The organism is Ponticaulis sp., from assembly GCF_029210165.1.
In the GTDB taxonomy this organism is placed as follows: Bacteria; Pseudomonadota; Alphaproteobacteria; order Caulobacterales; family Hyphomonadaceae; genus Ponticaulis.
The window spans coordinates 1,579,489-1,596,041 of sequence record NZ_JARGNT010000001.1 but is presented as its reverse complement, the minus strand read 5'-3'; the positions used below and the strand labels follow the sequence as shown (position 1 = coordinate 1,596,041).

The following is a 16,553-nucleotide window of genomic DNA, read 5'->3' as shown; positions in this document are numbered from 1 at the left end:
AACGTATCAGCATGATGACAACGGAAAATAATTTATCTCTCGTATAGAAAACAATAGGCGAACGCCCTAATTCCACTGCCAACAGCATCTATACAATGTATATTTATATTGTTTTGCGATAATTTTTTGTTGACAGTCAGAAATTTCGGGTCTAAATCGCTGACTTAAATCGGAGTTAGGAATGCGAGCACATCTTTTGCTTGCCGGAGTCGCCGCGCTTTCAGGGTGTGCAAGTCTTCGACATGAACCAGAAACAATCAGCGTAGAGCTACCAGCGACACCAGCCGAATGGTCTGAAGGTGCACTCGCTGAAGTTCCGCCAGTCGGTGACTGGGTGTCCGCCTTCGATGATCCGGTTATGGAAGACCTGATCGCTGAAGCGTTGGAGAACAATCCGGGGATTCAGGCAGCTTACGCACGTGTCGACGCAGCCCGCGCGACAGCGGCGGCAACTTACGGCCGGAGCCTGCCATCGCTCAGCGCATCCGGTAGTGCGACAGGCACGTCTTCTGCCTTTGACAATAATTCCGGCGGCATTACGCGCACAGACTCGCTTGGTTACCGCATTGGGCTCAACGCCAGCTGGGAAGCGGACCTCTGGGGCCGTATCGGCGCTGGCCTTTCCGCGGCGGATGCCGACCTTGTTGCAAGCGAAGCCGACTTTGCTGCCTCGCGTCTGTCGCTCGCTGCCAATACTGCGATTGCGTGGATCCGCCTCTCTGATGCGGTCCGCCAAGAAGCGCTCGCAGAAGCTACACTCGCGGCGCGTGAAAGAATTCTGTCTCTTACCGAGCGTCGTTATAACTTCGGTCTGACAGGCGCGCTTGATGTGCGTACAGCACGCAGCGCCGTTGCCTCTTCCGAAGCAGCGCTTCTCTCTCGCCAGCAAAATAGCGGCGTCGCGCGTCGCAGCATGGAAATCCTGCTGGGCCGTTATCCGGCAAACGAACTTGAAGCCAATCTGGACAGCAAAGACTTGCCGCCAATCACAGGTGCTGGTGATCCTACCAGCCTGCTGGCGCGGCGTCCGGATATTGCTGCTGCTGAAGCGCGCATCGCGGCCGCTGGTTTTCGTGTCGATCAGGCCCGTCTGGCGCTTCGCCCGAGCCTGTCGCTCACTGCAAGCCTCACAAATTCGGCTGATAATATCGGCGACGTGCTGAACCCTGAATATCTGGCCGCCCAGGTGATCAGCTCCCTCACAGCACCGATTTTCAATGGCGGGTCTCTGGAAGCCAATATCACAGCCGCTGAAGCACAGGGCCGCACAGCCAGCTTCAACTATGTGTCAGCTGTTCTGACAGCATGGAAAGAAGTTGAGGACGCGCTCGCTGCTGATGCCTTCCTTGCCGCACAGGTGGATGCACAGACGGTTGCTTACGAGCAGGCTCTGGCCGCCGAAGGCCTGGCTGAACGCCAGTATCAGAACGGCCTGACCACAATTTTCAATCTGATTGATACACAGACACGTAGGATTAACGCAGAGGCCAGCCTCATTTCCGCGCAGACCTCGCGTGCCATCAATCGCGTACAGTTTCACTTAGCACTGGGTGGGGAGCTTACCACTGACGCGCTCCCGGCTGAGAACACGTCTGAAGGGACAGAATAATGAGCAGAGGCGCCAAGATCGCTCTTTCAATTGGTTTGCCAATCGTAATTTTCGCAGTCATCGCAGTCGGTGGCTCAATCGCACTGGGCTTGATGAAGCCGACAGCCGAGCCTGCGGAAGAAGCACCTCGCGGCATTGCGGTCTTCACCGAGGAAATCGTTCGAACAGATCTCCATCTGACGGTCACCAGCCAGGGTGAGGTTCGCCCGCGCCGTGAAATTGCGATCTCACCACAGATTTCCGGTCGTATCTCTTATGTCTCTCCGGCCTTCATTGATGGTGGCTTTGTCCGCCGAGGTGAAGTTCTGATCCGAATTGACGATGCTGACTACCGTCTTGCACGCATCCGTGCAGAATCTCAGGTCGCAAGTGCCCAACAGGCTCTCATTCGTGAGCAGGCCGAAGCAGAACTTGCCCGTCAGGACTGGGAAGAACTTGGCACAGGCGCCGCCTCCCCTCTCGCGCTACGTGAACCACAGCTTGCACAGGCTCAGGCCTCGCTGGAAGCAGCCCGTTCGCAGCTTCGCGATGCAGAGCTCGCGCTTGAGCGCACAATCGTGCGCGCACCATTTGAGGGCCGCATCCGTTCTAAAGACGTTGACGTTGGACAGTTTGTTTCTACCGGTTCGTCACTCGGTCGTATGTTCGGTACAGACTACGCTGAAATTGCGCTCCCGCTGACAGACACTGAACTTGGACGTTTGGGTCTCTCCTTCGCGTTTGAAGAAACAGAAGAAACTCCGGGTCCGGCTGTCGTATTCAGCTCGACAGTGGCCGGTGAGCGCCGTGAATGGTATGGTCGCGTAACTCGTACAGCGGCCGCAGTTGATCCGCAGACGCGTCTGATTTCTGCGATTGCTGTCGTGGAAGACCCGTTTGGCGAAGGTGCCTCTAACGGTATTCCGCTCGCACCGGGCTTGTTTGTTTCCGCCGAAGTCTCCGGCGAAACCATTGAAGGTCTTCTCGAAGCACCGCGTGCTGCCCTTCGTGGTCGCAACCAGATTTTCGTCGCCGATGCTGACGAGCTTGTGATGCGCATTCACGAGGTCAATGTGGTCTATACAGACCGCGACCACGTATACGTCGACGCCGGTGTGGAACCGGGTGATCTCGCCATTCTCTCGCCACTTCAGGCACCGTTTGATGGCATGAGCATCACGATCGCAGAAGAATAATCAGTTGAGTACCGGCTGCGACATATCTCGCAGCCGAAATTTTCGGAAAAGCACAGGTGAGCTATGAGCACCGGAACAACCAAAGAGCATAAAGGCATTGTTGCCTGGTGGGCACAGAACTCCGTCGCAGCCAATCTTTTGATGCTCTGCGCCTTTATTTTCGGAGCAATCGGGTTCTCGTCTCTTGAACGTGAAGTCTTCCCTTCGGCTGACTTTAATGGCGCGAGCGTTTCAATCTCATGGCCAGGTGCATCCCCTCAGGATATTGAGGACCAGATCGTCACACGTCTTGAAGAAATGCTCGCAGACCTTGATGGTCTGCGCCGCATGGAAGGCGTTGCGCGCGAAGGCGTTGGTTATGTAAACCTTGAGTCTTTCCAGGACTATGACATCGATAAATTCCTCGATGAAGTCCGTATGCGCGTTGACCAGATCAACAACCTGCCGCAGGCAAGCTTCCCGCCACAAATCCAACGCTGGCGCCAGAGCCAGATGTACTTTGGCATTGCGGTCCACGGTGACACTGACCGCCTTACGCTGAAACGCGTCGCGGATGAACTACGTGATCAAGTTGCTGCGACCGTTCAGGGCGGCGAACTCGCCGAAGTCTGGGGCGTGCTGGGTGAAGAAGTCTCTATTGAAGTTTCCGAAGAACAGCTTCGCCGCTATAATCTGACATTCTCCGACGTTGCGAATGCAATCCGCGGCACATCGGTAAACTCGTCCGGCGGCCAAATTCGTACAGATGTTGGCAATATGCGCCTTCAAACGCGCAACCTTGCCGACAATGCCGACGAATTCTCTGATATCGTTATCCGTCAGCTTCCTACAGGCGAAACCATTCGCGTAGGTGACGTGGCAAACGTCATCGACGGATTTGTTGATGAATCTCTTAATACGACATTCGACGGCGACCCGACGGCCTTCATCATGATCATGCCGCCAGAGACCATGTATATCGACACATACTCTGATAATCTGATGGCGTTCATCGAACGTGCCAATGAAGAGCTTCTGCCGGAAGCTATCAGAGCCGACCTTCTGATGGACCAGGCAGACATGTACCGCGGGAATATGGAGATCATTTCCAGCTCTGCGATTCTTGGTCTGATCCTTGTTCTGATCGTCCTCATCCTGTTCCTGCGCCCGATCGTAGCCTTCTGGGTAACAATCGGCATCATCACGGCGTTTGCAGGTGGATTTGCCGTTCTACCAATGTTCGGCGTCTCTCTGAACTTCCTGTCCTTCTTTGCGATCCTGCTGGTCATCGGCGTTATCGTGGACGACGCGATCGTCGTCGGTGAGAACATTCACAAGGAAGTTGAATCCGGTCGCAATAAGGGTATCGACGCGGCAGTTATCGGCACACAACTTGTTGTAAAGCCGATCATTTTCGGCGTTCTGACCACGATGATCATGTTCGCGCCATGGATGCTGCTGCCAGGACCGGAGCGCCAGTTTACAGCGCAGGTGAGCTTTGTCGTCATTGCAGCGCTTTCATTCTCTTTGATCGAGTCACTGCTCATTCTGCCGGCCCACCTTGGTCACATGAAACCGCAGTCATTTGATGGTGCCAGCGGCGTACTTCTTCGTGTGCAACGTTCAATCGCAGACAGCCTGATCTGGTTTGCTGACAATTTGTTCAAACCGGTACTCGAGATAGCAATTCGCTTCCGCTATGCCACGGTTGCCTTCTTCATCAGCCTGTTCGTGATCGCAGTATCGATGCTCGGAAACAACATCGTCCCAGCCGCGATGATGCCGAAGGTCGAGAGCAATCTCGTCATGGCAAACATCACCATGCCGGATGGTACACCGTTTGAGCGTACGCTGCGCGTATCCGATCAACTTCAACGCGGTGTAGATCGGGCACGCGAGGTTCTCGCGGAACGATTCCCGGAAATTGAAGAAGACATCATCACGGATGCTTCTATCATCACCGAGGAACGCCGTATCCAATCATTCATTGGCACGCTTCTACCGGAGAACCGTCCGGAAGGTCTGTCGACTGAAGACATCGCGCTTGCACTTCGTGAAGCAACCGGCCCCGTTCCGGATGCAGAAGAAATCCGTTTCGATTTCTCAATGAATGGCGGCGGCGGCGGTTACCGTGTTGCGCTCAGCCACCCTGACCTCGAAACGCTTCAGGCAGCGGTAGACATGGTTCAGACACAGCTCCAGACCTACAACACGACCTATGACATTGGTGACAACCTGTCGTCTGCCGCTGACGAGCTTCGCTTCACGCTGAAGCCGGGCGCAGAGGCTCTGGGCGTCACACTTCAAATGGTGTCCCAACAGGTTGGTCAGGCCTATTACGGTCTTGAAGTGCAACGTCTGCCGCGCGACGGTGAAGACGTCCGCGTAATGGTTCGTTATCCGCCAGAGGCCCGTCGCTCGCTCGACAGCCTTGATGACTTCCGTATCCGCACACCTGATGGCCGCGGAATCCCACTTGACCAGGTTGCAGAGTACGAGTTTGCGCCAGGTATTAACCGCATCTATCGGCGTGACCGCGTGCGTTCCGCAGCTGTGTTCGCTGAACTCACCGCATCGGAAGAGCGCGGCGTAATCTCCGCCGACATGGAAGAAAACTTCTGGCCACGTTTCGAACAGCGCTTCCCTACTGTTCAACGAGACAGCCTGGGCGACGCCGAGGCAGAGGGCGAGTTGTTCTCAAGCCTGCTCACGCTCAATCTCGGTGCATTGTTCTGCATGTACGTTCTTTTGGCGGTCGCGTTTAAGTCCTACTTCCAGCCGCTGCTTCTTATGAGCGCCGTTCCGTTTGCCTTCGCAGGTGCGGTGTTCGGACACCTTATGTTCGGTATCCCGATGGCGATGTTCTCTGTCTTCGGTATCGCGGCTGCAGCCGGCGTTGTGATCAACGACAACCTCGTCCTGATTGATAACGTCAACCGGCGCAGAAACGAGCATGGCATGGGCGCAGTTCAGGCACTCGTCGAATCAGCGGTCTCACGCTTCCGCCCGATCCTCCTGACGTCCGTGACCACATTTGTGGGCGTCCTGCCGATGATCGCGGAAAAATCAGTCCAGGCGCAAATGCTGAAACCGATGGTGGTTGCACTTGGTTCAGCGGTGGCATTTGCCCTGTTCGTCAGCCTTCTCTTTGTCCCGGCACTCTACGCTGTGGGCGCAGAGATTGCCCGCCTCTTCCGTTGGTTGTGGTCGGGCCGTCCATATCAGGGCATTGGTGACACATATGACTCTTCAAAGGTTGCAGGCGTGACTGAAAGAGACGATCATGTTCACCACCAACCCGCAGAATAATCTTGCGCAATCTAGCCAGCTGAGGGTTAGATTGCGCAACTTCAAAGAGGACCATATGAAAAAGCTACTTATCGCTACGTCATCACTGGCGCTGCTCGCAGTCGCAGGCTGTGGACAGACAGAGCCGGAACAGGAAGCTGCGACGCCAGCCGCTACCGAAACAGCTGCACCGGCAACTGATGCATCACCAGTATTCGGTACATTCGGCATCGAACTTGCCAATATCGACGAGAGCGTTGATCCGGGCGACGATTTCAACCGTTACGTAAACGGCGTTTGGCTCGACAGCTTTGAAATCCCGTCTGACCAGTCCCGCTATGGCGTGTTCAATATGCTTCGAGACGAAGCTGAAATCCACGTCCGTGAAATCATCGAAGAAGCGGCTGCTTCCGGTGAAGGCATCGACACGCTGCAGGGCAAAGTCGGCGCTTACTACAGCGCTTACATGGACGAAGAAGCGATCAACGCGCGCGGCCTAGAGCCAGCTCAGCCTTACCTCGACCGCATCGCGTCTATCCAGACACGTGAAGACCTCGCTGCGATCTTCGCGGCGACAGGCTTTGCATCTCCGATTGGTGGCTGGGTTGATGTCGACGCACGTGCGCCAGACACATACACAGTCTACATCAACCAGTCCGGTCTCGGCCTGCCTGACCGCGACTACTATCTGCGCGACACACCAAACAATGTAGAGCTGCGCGCAGCTTACATGGAATATCTCGAGCAGATGCTGACCTTCGCAGGTTACGAAGATCCTGCAGCTGGCGCGCAAATGGTCTACGACCTTGAATACGCTATGGCTGAAGAGCACTGGGACCGCGCAATCGGTCGTAACCGTAACCTCACTTACAACGCACTGACACGCGACGAGCTCGAAGAGCTGGCAGGTGACTTCCCTGTCGAAGTCATGCTGAATGATATGGGCGTTGGCGCGCACGATCACTTCGTTGTTCGTCAGCTTGCTCCAACAGCTGAAGAAATCGAAGAGTACGGCCTGACTGAAGAGCAGGTTTCCATGCTCGGCAACGGCGTTCAGGGCCTGTTCGACGTCGCTCAGACAGCTGATCTGGAAGCATGGCGTGCTTACCTCACAGCACGTTTCATCTCCGGCATGTCATCTGTTCTGCCATCTGAAATCGACGAAGCTAATTTTGCATTCTACGGCCAGACCCTCCGCGGTCAGCCTGAGCAACGCCCACGCTGGAAGCGCGCTGTCGGCGCAACCGAAGGCGCACTGGGTGAAGCTGTTGGCGCGATCTATGTAGAGCGTCACTTCCAGGAAGAAGCTAAAGACGCAATGGAAGAGCTGGTCGAAAATCTTCGCGCAGCGATGTCCGCTAACCTCGAAAACCTCGAGTGGATGGGCGCTGAAACACGCGTAGAAGCTCAGGACAAGCTTGCTAAGTTTCGTCCGAAGATCGGTTATCCAGAAGTCTTCGAGGAATATGAAGGCCTCGAAATCACTGAAGGCATGGCGTTCGAGAACATCATGGCTGTCTCTGAATGGCAGTATAACGACATGATCTCTCAACTCGGTCAGCCAATTGACCGTACCGAGTGGGGCATGTTCCCACAAACGGTCAACGCGTACTACTCGCCGAACCGTAACGAGATCGTCTTCCCGGCCGCTATCCTGCAGCCACCATTCTTCGACCTGAACGCTGACCCCGCTGTAAACTACGGTGCTATCGGTGCGGTTATCGGTCACGAAATGGGCCATGGCTTCGACGACCAGGGCTCACGCTCTGACGGCGACGGCATGCTCCGTAACTGGTGGACCGAAGAAGACCTGGAAGCCTTCCGTGAGCGCACAGATGCTCTGGTTGCTCAATACAATGAGTTCTGCCCGATTGAGAACTCCGAAGAAGACACGGTCTGTGTAAACGGCCGCCTCACACTCGGTGAGAACATTGGTGACCTTGGTGGCCTCTCTATGGCTTACACAGCGTACCAGCTCTCTCTGAACGGTGAGGAAGCTCCTGTCATCGACGGTTACACCGGCGACCAGCGCTTCTTCATGTCATGGGCTCAGGTCTGGCAGGCAATGTACCGTGAGGAAGCTCAGCGTACACAGCTCGCAACAGACCCGCACTCTCCGCCAATGTACCGTATCAACGGCGTCGTGCGTAACATGAACCAGTGGTATGAAGCCTTCGGCGTCACAGAAGACGACGAGCTTTACCTGCCACCGGAAGAGCGTATCACAATCTGGTAAGTCCAACGGACATATCCAAATGAGAAAGAGGGCCCGCAAAGGCCCTCTTTTTTTGTCTGTGGTTATCGGTTGTCATACTGCGACCTCACAAGTTCGAGGCCGCGTTTGGTGATCTGATAAGGGCCACCATTTCGTGACGCGATGCTGCGTTTTCGTTTCAGCTTGCGAAACAGAATGAGATCCAGATGGGGAAACTGCCACCCGTCCCGGGTAATACAGCTCACCTGTAAGCCATTGTGTTCATCACGAAATTTATCGATCCGTCCGCCCTGCGCGAGCAGGTGGAGTATGCGCTGTTCAGCGCGTGAAATATCCATTGTCCTGAGTAATTCCGGTATTCGCGGACAAAATCCGCGCACAGTCAGATACACGCCTCATAAGGGCATGCGGCTCCGTCTGTTTCGGCCCCGCCTGATCGGTGTCAGTCGCGGGGCTTTACCGGGTCTCTACGTTAAAAGACATCAAATCTCCTGATGCCGCTTACGTATCATCTCAATCGCGCGCTGACCAGATCGCCTGAAGACCTTCGCGGTAGTCCGCATAGATGGGCCGCCAGCCCGTGAGTGACTTTGTGCGCGCATTTGAAACGCGCTTGCACTCGGCATAAAAGCGCTTCGCCATCTCAGAAAGACCGGCCTCCTCGAATGGGATATCAGGCGGGACGTCTACGCGCATAACGTTCGCAGCATACTCGATCACATCCTGAGGCGGTGCAGGCTCGTCATCGCAGGCATGCAGAACCGCGCCTTTTACATCATGTTCGATTGCGCCTTTCAGGCAGGCGGCGATGTCATCAACATGAACACGCGAGAAGACCTGTCCGTCTTTAATAATACGGCGCGCTTTGCCGTCTTCCAGCCGATCGAAGGCAGATCGTCCCGGCCCGTAAATGCCCGGCAGACGCACAAAGCTGGTATCCGGCCTCGCACCGCGCCACTGGCTTTCAGACAGAACACGTCGCTCGCCCTGCGGGCTTTGCGGGTTCACAAGCGTCCATTCAAACGCCCATCCACCGTCCAGATCACCATAGACGCCCGTCGTCGAAAGATAGAAAATGCTGCAGGCATGCTGCGCAGCATTTTGCAGCAATTTAAAGCTCGGGCAGCCATCTTCATCAGGCGGGGTAGAGATCAGCCAGACCGCATTTTCAGGCACTTTCTCATCAATGCCCTCCTCAAACAGCAGAGCGTCATAGCCTTCGGCCTGAAGCTGTGCGCGCGTCTCTTCAGAACGCGTCGTCGGAACAATTGACCAGCCATCAGCCGCCAGAATACGCGCCAAAGCCTTTGCACTGTCGCCAAAGCCTGCACAAAACAAGGTGCGTTGCTGTTTCTTCATTTGCTTTTTGTCCGCCGAGCCTGCAGGTCATTAGTCAGAGTATCAGGAGTATGACATGGGCCTCAGCCTTCCTCTCGTCTATATCATCGCGCCACTTTTTCTGTCCGCGCAGGTCGTTCCGGACGCGAACATTGCCGCGACCACCGACATGTCAGAGATGCAGCGTCTGCGCGAATGTCTGGAGCTCGTAGAAACGGATCCGGAAGCCGCACACGAAATGGCTGCCACATGGACCTATATGGAAGGCAATCGCCGCATCGCACGTGAGTGCCGCGCAGCATCCATGATCGCACTTGGCCATTACGAAGACGGCGCACTGGAATTTGAAGCGCTCGCGAACGCACCTGATGGCGGCTCCCTTAATGACCGCGTCGGCTATCTTGCCCGCGCCGGTGGCGCATGGCTGGAAGTCGGCTATCCGGAAGAAGCCATTGTCGCTTTCACCAACGCCCTTCGTCTGAACCAGTATGCAGACGACATTCTCGCCTATCGCGGCCTCGCACATCTTCAGCTTGAAGACTACGAACAGGCCGAAACCGATCTGGACGAAGCGATCCGTCGTCAGCCGGGAGACTTCTACGCCTGGCTCTATCGCGCGCAGGTCCGCTTCTGGCAGCTGCGCATGGACGAAGCCATGCAGGATATCGCTCAGGCTCGCACGCTCGATCCTGCTAATACACAGGCGCTTCTCTGGCGCGGCCATATCCGTGAGGCCCAGCGGCTTCTCGCGGAAGGGCGTTCACTCGACGAGATGCCATTCTGATAGAACATCCTCGGACGTTTCGTCCGGTGCGCGGCTGAGCTTCTCTGCCCGCGCATCGTCAGGCGCCAGCTGATAGAGCGCCCAGATCGCCGCGCCGCGAATGAGTGGCTCCTCATCGCTCAACAAATCGGTCACGTGTGGCACCAGCCCCTGATCACCGGAATTGCCCGCTGCAATCAGTACATTTCGCAGGAAACGGCGGCGTTTGATCCGCTTTACTGGCGAGCCCGAGAACATGGCCCGAAAGGCGTCATCATCCAGCGCTAAAAGTGTCGACAATCGCGGTGCATCCGTCGCTTCTGTCAGCTGGAACTTCGTCTCTTTGGTCTCAGAGGCAAACTTGTTCCACGGGCAGACCGCAAGACAATCATCACAGCCATAAATCCGGTTTCCCATCGGCTTTCGTAGCTCGTGCGGAATGGGCGCGCCGTGCTCGATCGTCAGATAGGAAATGCACTTGCGGGCATCGATCTGATACGGGCCAACGAATGCCTTGGTCGGGCAGATATCAAGGCACGCCCTGCACTGCCCGCAATGATCGCTGGCAGCCTCATCAGGCGCAAGTTCTGCTTCGGTCAGCATCACTCCGAGAAACAGCCATGAACCAAACTCGCGGCTCACCAGATTTGTATGCTTACCCTGCCAGCCTAGCCCGGCCTGCTGCGCCAGCGGTTTTTCCATGAGCGGCGCGGTATCGACAAAGACTTTCACTTCGCACTCATTCGCGGCCACAAAATCCCGCGCGAGCTGCTTCAGACGCTTTTTCAGAACGTCATGATAATCCTTGCCCTTTGCGTAGACCGAGATCGCTGCGCGGTCTTTCGCATCCAACACCGCAAGAGGATCATGATCCGGCCCGTAATTGACGCCGACCACAATGGCCGAGCGCGCACCCGGCCACATGGCCTGCGGATGGGAACGCCGTTCCAGCGTTTCTTCCATCCAGCCCATTTCACCGTGATAGCCCGCGTCGACAAAGGCTTTCAGCCGCGCGCCAGCCGCCCAGCCCTCTTCGACCGAGGTGATACGGCAGACATCAAACCCGATAGACAGGGCGTGAGCTTTTACGTCCTCAGAAGTCCAGATCGGCATAATGCGGAACCGGTTTTGTGCCCGTCAGATAGTCTTTCAGGACATCGCGGAAGCATGGACGGGATTTTACCCGCTGATACCATTCGCGAAGATCAGGCGCGTTATCCCAGGGCACATCGCCGAAATAATCGAGCGCCGAGAGATGCGCGGCCGCAGAAAGATCTGCAATCGTCAGCTGTCGGCCCGCCAGATAAGAGGTCTGCTCGCACAGGGCGTTGAGGTAAGTCATCACACCGCGAAGCGCGTGCGCGCCGCGTCGGAGAAGCGCACTATCCGGCGCACTGGTCCGCTGCACAGACTGGGCAATGCGTTCGGCCAGAATAGAGCCGTTAATCTCGCTCTCGAACCGGCTCTCAATCCAGCGCCAGAGGCGACGGGCTTCAGCCCGGTCCGGCGCAAGCATGGGCAGCACTTTTACGTCGCGGTATTGCTCTTCCAGAAACTCAACAATGGCATGGGTGTGGTTCGCGACCACGCGACCATGCTGGCCCTGATCAATCAGCACCGGGCCAATCGGATTGGCGTACAGGCGTATGACCTCTTCTGCCGGCTTCCACGGCGGAGAGACAACAGGAGTAAATTCCAGTTGTTTTTCGGCCAGAACCAGCCGGACAAGGCGGCTTGCAGGATCAAGAGGCCAGTGGAAAAGCTTACGCATTGAATAAGTTCTAACGCTTAGTACGACACCATCAGGCTCTATCTAACACGCCTTCGTGTATAAAGGGTTAGTCAAAAGTTAATTCCGCCTGATGGGTGAGTTTTTCAACCGGTTTCACAGGCTTCAGCGCCGTTGCAGCCAGCGCCAACTCTGAGATAAATAATCGCCGTTCAGCCGCCGCACGCTGCGCATCCGGCAAGCGTAACAGATAGGATGGATGCACGGTCACGACGAGCTTTGTACCGTCTGCCAGTTCTTGGAGTTCGCCGCGCCAGTCCTTCAACGTAATGCTCTGGCCCAGAATACCGCGCGCGGCGCTCGCCCCAAGCGCGATGATCACATCGGGCTGCACAAGACGGCGCTCTTCGCTGAGCCATTGCCCGCACACATCAATCTCCCGCACGGTCGGCGACTGGTGGATGCGGCGCTTACCGCGCGTCATGAATTTAAAATGCTTTACTGCATTGGTCACATAGGTGCGGCGCCGGTCGATCCCCGCTTTGAGAAGCGCCTCGTTGAGAAGCTGCCCGGCAGGGCCGACAAATGGCCTGCCCGCAATATCTTCCTGATCACCCGGCTGTTCGCCAACGATCATCAGCCGCGCGCCGGAAGGCCCCTCGCCCATCACCGTCTGGCTGGCGTCACAATAAAGCGGGCAACGTTCACAATTCGAAGCAGCTGACTTCAGATCCTCCAGTGTTTTTATCTCAACAGTTTGCGGTTCTGCCTCGCGCCGGGTTGCCACCACATCGGCGAGGCGGTTAGCCTCGGTAATGCTCTCCTCAACCATTTGACGCGCCCGTGACTCAGCCTGTTCGAGGAGTTCGGGTATCAATTCTGCCTCTGGCAAATTCTTCCAGTATTTCTTCGGCATTTCCGATGTCATTGCTGAGATTTTAACCCGCGCCGGATTGAAGATGGACGCAAAGTACGTCTTCCAGCCTTCTTCCATCACGTCTTCAGGCGGCACATCGCGTTTTGAACCGCCTGGCCCGAAGCTCAGGGTCTTCCCATCCCAGCGCGCCGTCTTTTCCGGCGTCACAATCGCCCAGTTCATATTGGCAAAGCGACGCTTGAAGAACGGCGTTCCAATCTCCTCGATCCGGTGTGTCGGCTCAAACCATGAGACGAAATTCTCGCGCCCATCAGGTGCATCGCCCGCTTTGCGAAACCGCACAAAGGCATGCATTTTATGAACGTCGCGGCGAATGGCTTTCTCCCGCGACCGCAGCCACACAATATCAGGGACTGCCTTGCGTTCGATAAGATTTTTCTCGGTCTGCAGCCGCCATAAAATCCGGTAGAGACGGTCAAAGCGCTCTTCATCGCGATGACAGATTACCGCCCGCGCAATGCCCGGAAATGATTTCGGTACTGAAATCTCACGCACAGGCCCTTTCGCCGAACTTGTCTCGCTGACGCCAGCGAAGAGATCACCGCCCTTGCCTTCCACCTGCCATGAGATCATCTCCGGGCGCACGCCCTGCCCGCAGAGCCGCCTTGCCTCAGCGCGCCAGCCATCAAAATCTGTTTCGTGCGCCAGAATAACCGTCTGCATCAGAACAAAGACAGCTGTTCTGGCGGCTTCACAAACCGCGCTTTGAGATTATCGGTATCGGTCAGCCCGCCCGGCGACCAGTCTCGCGCGGTAATGAATGGCCGCACCTTGGAAAGTGACACCCGCATACGCGCCAGATCAGCCAACCCGATCGAGCCATGCCGCCGCGACGACAAAATCTTCATGACGGATTTCGGGCCGAGACCCGGCACACGCAACAAACGCTCTTTCGGCGCACGGTTCACATCCACCGGAAACCAGGCGCGATGTTTCAGTGCCCAAGAGAGCTTCGGGTCGACATCCAGATCCAGCATGCCGCCATCAGTCGCCGAGATCACATCCTCAGTGTCATAGCCATAAAACCGCATCATCCAGTCCGCCTGATAAAGCCGGTGCTCACGTAGCAAAGGCGGAGCGAGCGGCGGCAAGCTGGACGAGGCATCAGGGATCGGGCTGAACGCCGAATAATAAACCCGCCGCAAGCCATAACCCGCATAGAGCTTGCGGGAGGTGACGATGATATCGCTGTCGCGGGCATCATCGGCGCCGACAATCATCTGGGTAGACTGGCCCGCCGGCGCGAACGCTTTAGGCTTTGCCTTTTTGATGATGCGGGACTTCATCGCGTCCGCGCGATCATCAATGCCGTATTTAACATGCGCCATGGCCGAGCGGATCACCTGCCCCGACTTTTCCGGTGCCAGCGTTTTCAACCCCGGCTCTGTCGGCAGCTCAATATTGATGGACAGCCGGTCGGCATACGCCCCCGCCAGCTTGATCAGCTCCGGGTCAGCTTCGGGGATGGTTTTCAGATGGATATAACCGCGAAAGTCATGCTCCTCACGCAGAACGCGGGCCACCTCTACGATCTGCTCCATCGTATAATCCGGTGAGCGGATAATACCCGAAGAAAGGAACAGACCTTCAATGTAATTGCGCTTGTAGAAATCCAGCGTCAGCTTCGCCAGTTCGTGGGTTTCAAACCGCGCACGCTCCACATTTGAGGAGACACGGTTCACACAGTACCGGCAGTCAAATGTGCAGAAGTTGGTCAGAAGCACCTTGAGAAGCGAAATACAGCGCCCATCAGGCGTGTAGGCATGGCAAATCCCCATCCCCTCGCTTGATCCGACACCCTTGCCGGACATTGAATTGCGTTTCGTGCTGCCAGACGATGCGCAGGAGGCATCATACTTGGCCGCATCCGCCAATATGGCGAGCTTCTGAAACGTCGTTTTTGATCGGGAAACTGCCTCTGACATGAAAAGAACAATACAGGAACAAATTGTCATTTCAAGACTGTTTCTGACAGCGACACATTGCTCGCATTGCACTCTCTCAATGCATCAGGTTAGAAGCAGGACTCCACACCCAGACAGGGATGATCTCTCCACGAAATGAGCGTGCGCACACCGAAAACGGCTATGATTATCGGCGCTGGCGTTGTCGGCGTGACGACAGCCTATGCGCTGGCGCGGCGCGGTGTGGACGTGACCCTGATCGACTTTCGCGACGGTGCGGGCGATGGCACCTCTTTTGCCAATGGCGGCCAGCTCAGCTATCTGCACACAGAAGCACTGGCGAGCGACACGATCATCAAGGATATGCCCGGCCTCGCCATGGGGCTGAACCCGGCCTTTCGCATCAAGGTCTCGCTCGACCCTGATTATGTGAACTGGCTGCTGGCCTTTCTCCGCAACTGCACGGCCAGCCGCCATGCCGAAAACACGCGCAGCGCGCTCGCCATCGGGCTGGATTCGCGCCTTGAAATGCAAAAGCTTGTCCAGCGCTATGACCTTGATTTCGACTACCAGGTGCCGGGCAAAATGCAGCTCATTTACACGCCGGAAGCCCGCCGCAATGTCGAAGCCGGTATGGCCATCAAAGGGCTCGACGAAGATGAGCAGCGCCTCCTCACATATGAAGAAGCTTGCAAGCTGGAACCGGCGCTGACAGACCTTGGCACCCGCCCTGAAGCCGTGATGTATGCCGCGCGTGAGGCGCTGGGCGATGCGCACAAATTCTCGGTCAATCTTCTGGCGCTGCTGAAACGGGATTTCGGCGTCAAAACCCTGTTCGGCAATCGGGTCCAGCATGTCTCGCTTTCATCAGACCGCGCAACGCTCACCCTAGCCGACGGCGATGTGCGCGAGGCGGACCTCTGCGTGCTCTGTACAGGGGCAGACCGCCGCCTGTTGAAAGAGCTGAAGATCGATGTGCCCGTCATGCCTATGAAGGGCTATTCCATGACGGCCCCGCATGGCGAAAACCCCCCGCGTATTTCGATCACGGATTCAAAGCGCCGCCTGGTCGTCTCCCGTCTGGGAGATCGCATTCGCATTGCAGGCATGGCCGACCTTGGCTGGACCAATCCCGATCCGGATCAGAAACGGATCGCAACGCTGCTTCGGGAGGCTGAAGCCTCGCTGCCCAAAGCGGCTGATTTCCGGAATGTTCAGTCTGTCTGGGCAGGCCTTCGCCCGATGACACCGGACTCAAACCCGCGCATGGGTCGCCCGCATACGGCACTCGCCTATAATCTCGGCCATGGCATGCTCGGCTGGACGATGGGCATGGGCACGGCCGAACGCCTGGCAAAGCTGATCGGACTACCGGAACTCGCGGAGATATAGGGTTGGTATAAGGGGAAAGACCTCGTGTCATCCCGGATGCTGTGCAGCATTCCAATGATGCACTGCTGATCCGGGACCTGAAACCACCGCCTTTACTCAATCAGGTCCCGTGTCTGCAAAGCACCGCTTCGCGCTGCAATGCGCACGGGATGACACCACCGCTAAGCGTTCAACCAGATGCACCAGTATCGCCGCAAGGGATTCCCTGCCGCGCATGAGTTTTA

12 protein-coding genes are annotated in these 16,553 nt (G+C 56.5%); 6 read left to right on the top strand and 6 right to left on the bottom strand.

Annotation, left to right across the window (positions count from 1 at the left end; all coding sequences use genetic code 11):
* Positions 1 to 181 precede the first annotated feature (181 nt).
* The 4 genes from P1U45_RS07850 (at position 182) to P1U45_RS07835 (ending at position 8,287) form a co-directional block, all read left to right on the top strand.
* Complete coding sequence (locus P1U45_RS07850) at positions 182 to 1,609, top strand: efflux transporter outer membrane subunit (protein ID WP_301058568.1); 1,428 nt, start codon at positions 182 to 184, stop codon at positions 1,607 to 1,609.
* Positions 1,609 to 2,784, top strand: a complete 1,176-nt coding sequence (locus tag P1U45_RS07845; protein WP_301058567.1) for an efflux RND transporter periplasmic adaptor subunit — start codon at positions 1,609 to 1,611, stop codon at positions 2,782 to 2,784. Before P1U45_RS07850 ends, P1U45_RS07845 begins: the two co-directional genes overlap by 1 nt.
* A 63-nt stretch (positions 2,785 to 2,847) precedes the next feature.
* Entirely contained in the window at positions 2,848 to 6,072 is a 3,225-nt protein-coding gene (locus tag P1U45_RS07840) for an efflux RND transporter permease subunit (RefSeq protein WP_301058566.1), read from the top strand.
* A 55-nt stretch (positions 6,073 to 6,127) separates the two neighbouring features.
* Positions 6,128 to 8,287 (top strand): M13 family metallopeptidase, encoded by a 2,160-nt coding sequence (locus tag P1U45_RS07835; protein ID WP_301058565.1) that lies wholly within the window; start codon positions 6,128 to 6,130, stop codon positions 8,285 to 8,287.
* Positions 8,288 to 8,349: 62 nt separating this feature from the next.
* On the opposite strand, the gene P1U45_RS07830 is transcribed toward P1U45_RS07835, so the two are convergent.
* Complete coding sequence (locus P1U45_RS07830; RefSeq protein WP_301058564.1) at positions 8,350 to 8,604, bottom strand: YjhX family toxin; 255 nt, start codon at positions 8,602 to 8,604, stop codon at positions 8,350 to 8,352.
* Between the two features lie 175 nt (positions 8,605 to 8,779).
* On the bottom strand, positions 8,780 to 9,625 hold the full coding sequence (locus P1U45_RS07825; protein WP_301058563.1) for an SDR family NAD(P)-dependent oxidoreductase: 846 nt from the start codon (positions 9,623 to 9,625) through the stop codon (positions 8,780 to 8,782).
* Between the two features lie 55 nt (positions 9,626 to 9,680).
* Between P1U45_RS07825 and P1U45_RS07820 the strand changes: the two genes are divergently transcribed.
* Positions 9,681 to 10,388 carry a tetratricopeptide repeat protein gene (locus P1U45_RS07820; RefSeq protein WP_301058562.1) on the top strand — a complete coding sequence of 236 codons (708 nt, stop codon included), beginning with the start codon at positions 9,681 to 9,683 and terminating at the stop codon, positions 10,386 to 10,388.
* On the opposite strand, the gene queG is transcribed toward P1U45_RS07820, so the two are convergent.
* From queG to P1U45_RS07800, 4 genes are all read right to left on the bottom strand, one after another.
* Complete coding sequence (gene queG, locus P1U45_RS07815; protein ID WP_301058561.1) at positions 10,365 to 11,480, bottom strand: tRNA epoxyqueuosine(34) reductase QueG; 1,116 nt, start codon at positions 11,478 to 11,480, stop codon at positions 10,365 to 10,367. The genes P1U45_RS07820 and queG overlap by 24 nt on opposite strands.
* A complete protein-coding gene (locus tag P1U45_RS07810; protein ID WP_301058560.1) occupies positions 11,461 to 12,138 on the bottom strand; it encodes a glutathione S-transferase family protein in 678 nt (225 codons plus the stop codon). The genes queG and P1U45_RS07810 overlap by 20 nt, the downstream gene beginning before the upstream one ends.
* A gap of 67 nt (positions 12,139 to 12,205) precedes the next feature.
* Positions 12,206 to 13,696: a UdgX family uracil-DNA binding protein gene (locus P1U45_RS07805; protein WP_301058559.1), complete on the bottom strand. Its 1,491-nt coding sequence runs from the start codon at positions 13,694 to 13,696 to the stop codon at positions 12,206 to 12,208.
* The gene (locus P1U45_RS07800) at positions 13,696 to 14,958 is read right to left on the bottom strand and encodes a putative DNA modification/repair radical SAM protein (protein WP_301058558.1); all 1,263 of its coding nucleotides are present in this window, start codon (positions 14,956 to 14,958) and stop codon (positions 13,696 to 13,698) included. Before P1U45_RS07800 ends, P1U45_RS07805 begins: the two co-directional genes overlap by 1 nt.
* A gap of 135 nt (positions 14,959 to 15,093) precedes the next feature.
* On the opposite strand from P1U45_RS07800, the gene P1U45_RS07795 reads away from it, so the two are divergent.
* Complete coding sequence (locus P1U45_RS07795; RefSeq protein ID WP_301058557.1) at positions 15,094 to 16,329, top strand: FAD-dependent oxidoreductase; 1,236 nt, start codon at positions 15,094 to 15,096, stop codon at positions 16,327 to 16,329.
* Positions 16,330 to 16,553: the final 224 nt, after the last annotated feature.

What these genes read in the sequence shown, in the direction of transcription:
- P1U45_RS07850 (WP_301058568.1), top strand. Translation starts at nt 182, where the DNA reads ATGCGAGCACATCTTTTGCTTGCCGGAGTCGCCGCGCTTTCAGGGTGT.
- P1U45_RS07845 (WP_301058567.1), top strand. Translation starts at nt 1,609, where the DNA reads ATGAGCAGAGGCGCCAAGATCGCTCTTTCAATTGGTTTGCCAATCGTA.
- P1U45_RS07840 (WP_301058566.1), top strand. Translation starts at nt 2,848, where the DNA reads ATGAGCACCGGAACAACCAAAGAGCATAAAGGCATTGTTGCCTGGTGG.
- P1U45_RS07835 (WP_301058565.1), top strand. Translation starts at nt 6,128, where the DNA reads ATGAAAAAGCTACTTATCGCTACGTCATCACTGGCGCTGCTCGCAGTC.
- P1U45_RS07830 (WP_301058564.1), bottom strand. Translation starts at nt 8,604, where the DNA reads ATGGATATTTCACGCGCTGAACAGCGCATACTCCACCTGCTCGCGCAG.
- P1U45_RS07825 (WP_301058563.1), bottom strand. Translation starts at nt 9,625, where the DNA reads ATGAAGAAACAGCAACGCACCTTGTTTTGTGCAGGCTTTGGCGACAGT.
- P1U45_RS07820 (WP_301058562.1), top strand. Translation starts at nt 9,681, where the DNA reads ATGGGCCTCAGCCTTCCTCTCGTCTATATCATCGCGCCACTTTTTCTG.
- queG (WP_301058561.1), bottom strand. Translation starts at nt 11,480, where the DNA reads ATGCCGATCTGGACTTCTGAGGACGTAAAAGCTCACGCCCTGTCTATC.
- P1U45_RS07810 (WP_301058560.1), bottom strand. Translation starts at nt 12,138, where the DNA reads ATGCGTAAGCTTTTCCACTGGCCTCTTGATCCTGCAAGCCGCCTTGTC.
- P1U45_RS07805 (WP_301058559.1), bottom strand. Translation starts at nt 13,696, where the DNA reads ATGCAGACGGTTATTCTGGCGCACGAAACAGATTTTGATGGCTGGCGC.
- P1U45_RS07800 (WP_301058558.1), bottom strand. Translation starts at nt 14,958, where the DNA reads ATGTCAGAGGCAGTTTCCCGATCAAAAACGACGTTTCAGAAGCTCGCC.
- P1U45_RS07795 (WP_301058557.1), top strand. Translation starts at nt 15,094, where the DNA reads ATGAGCGTGCGCACACCGAAAACGGCTATGATTATCGGCGCTGGCGTT.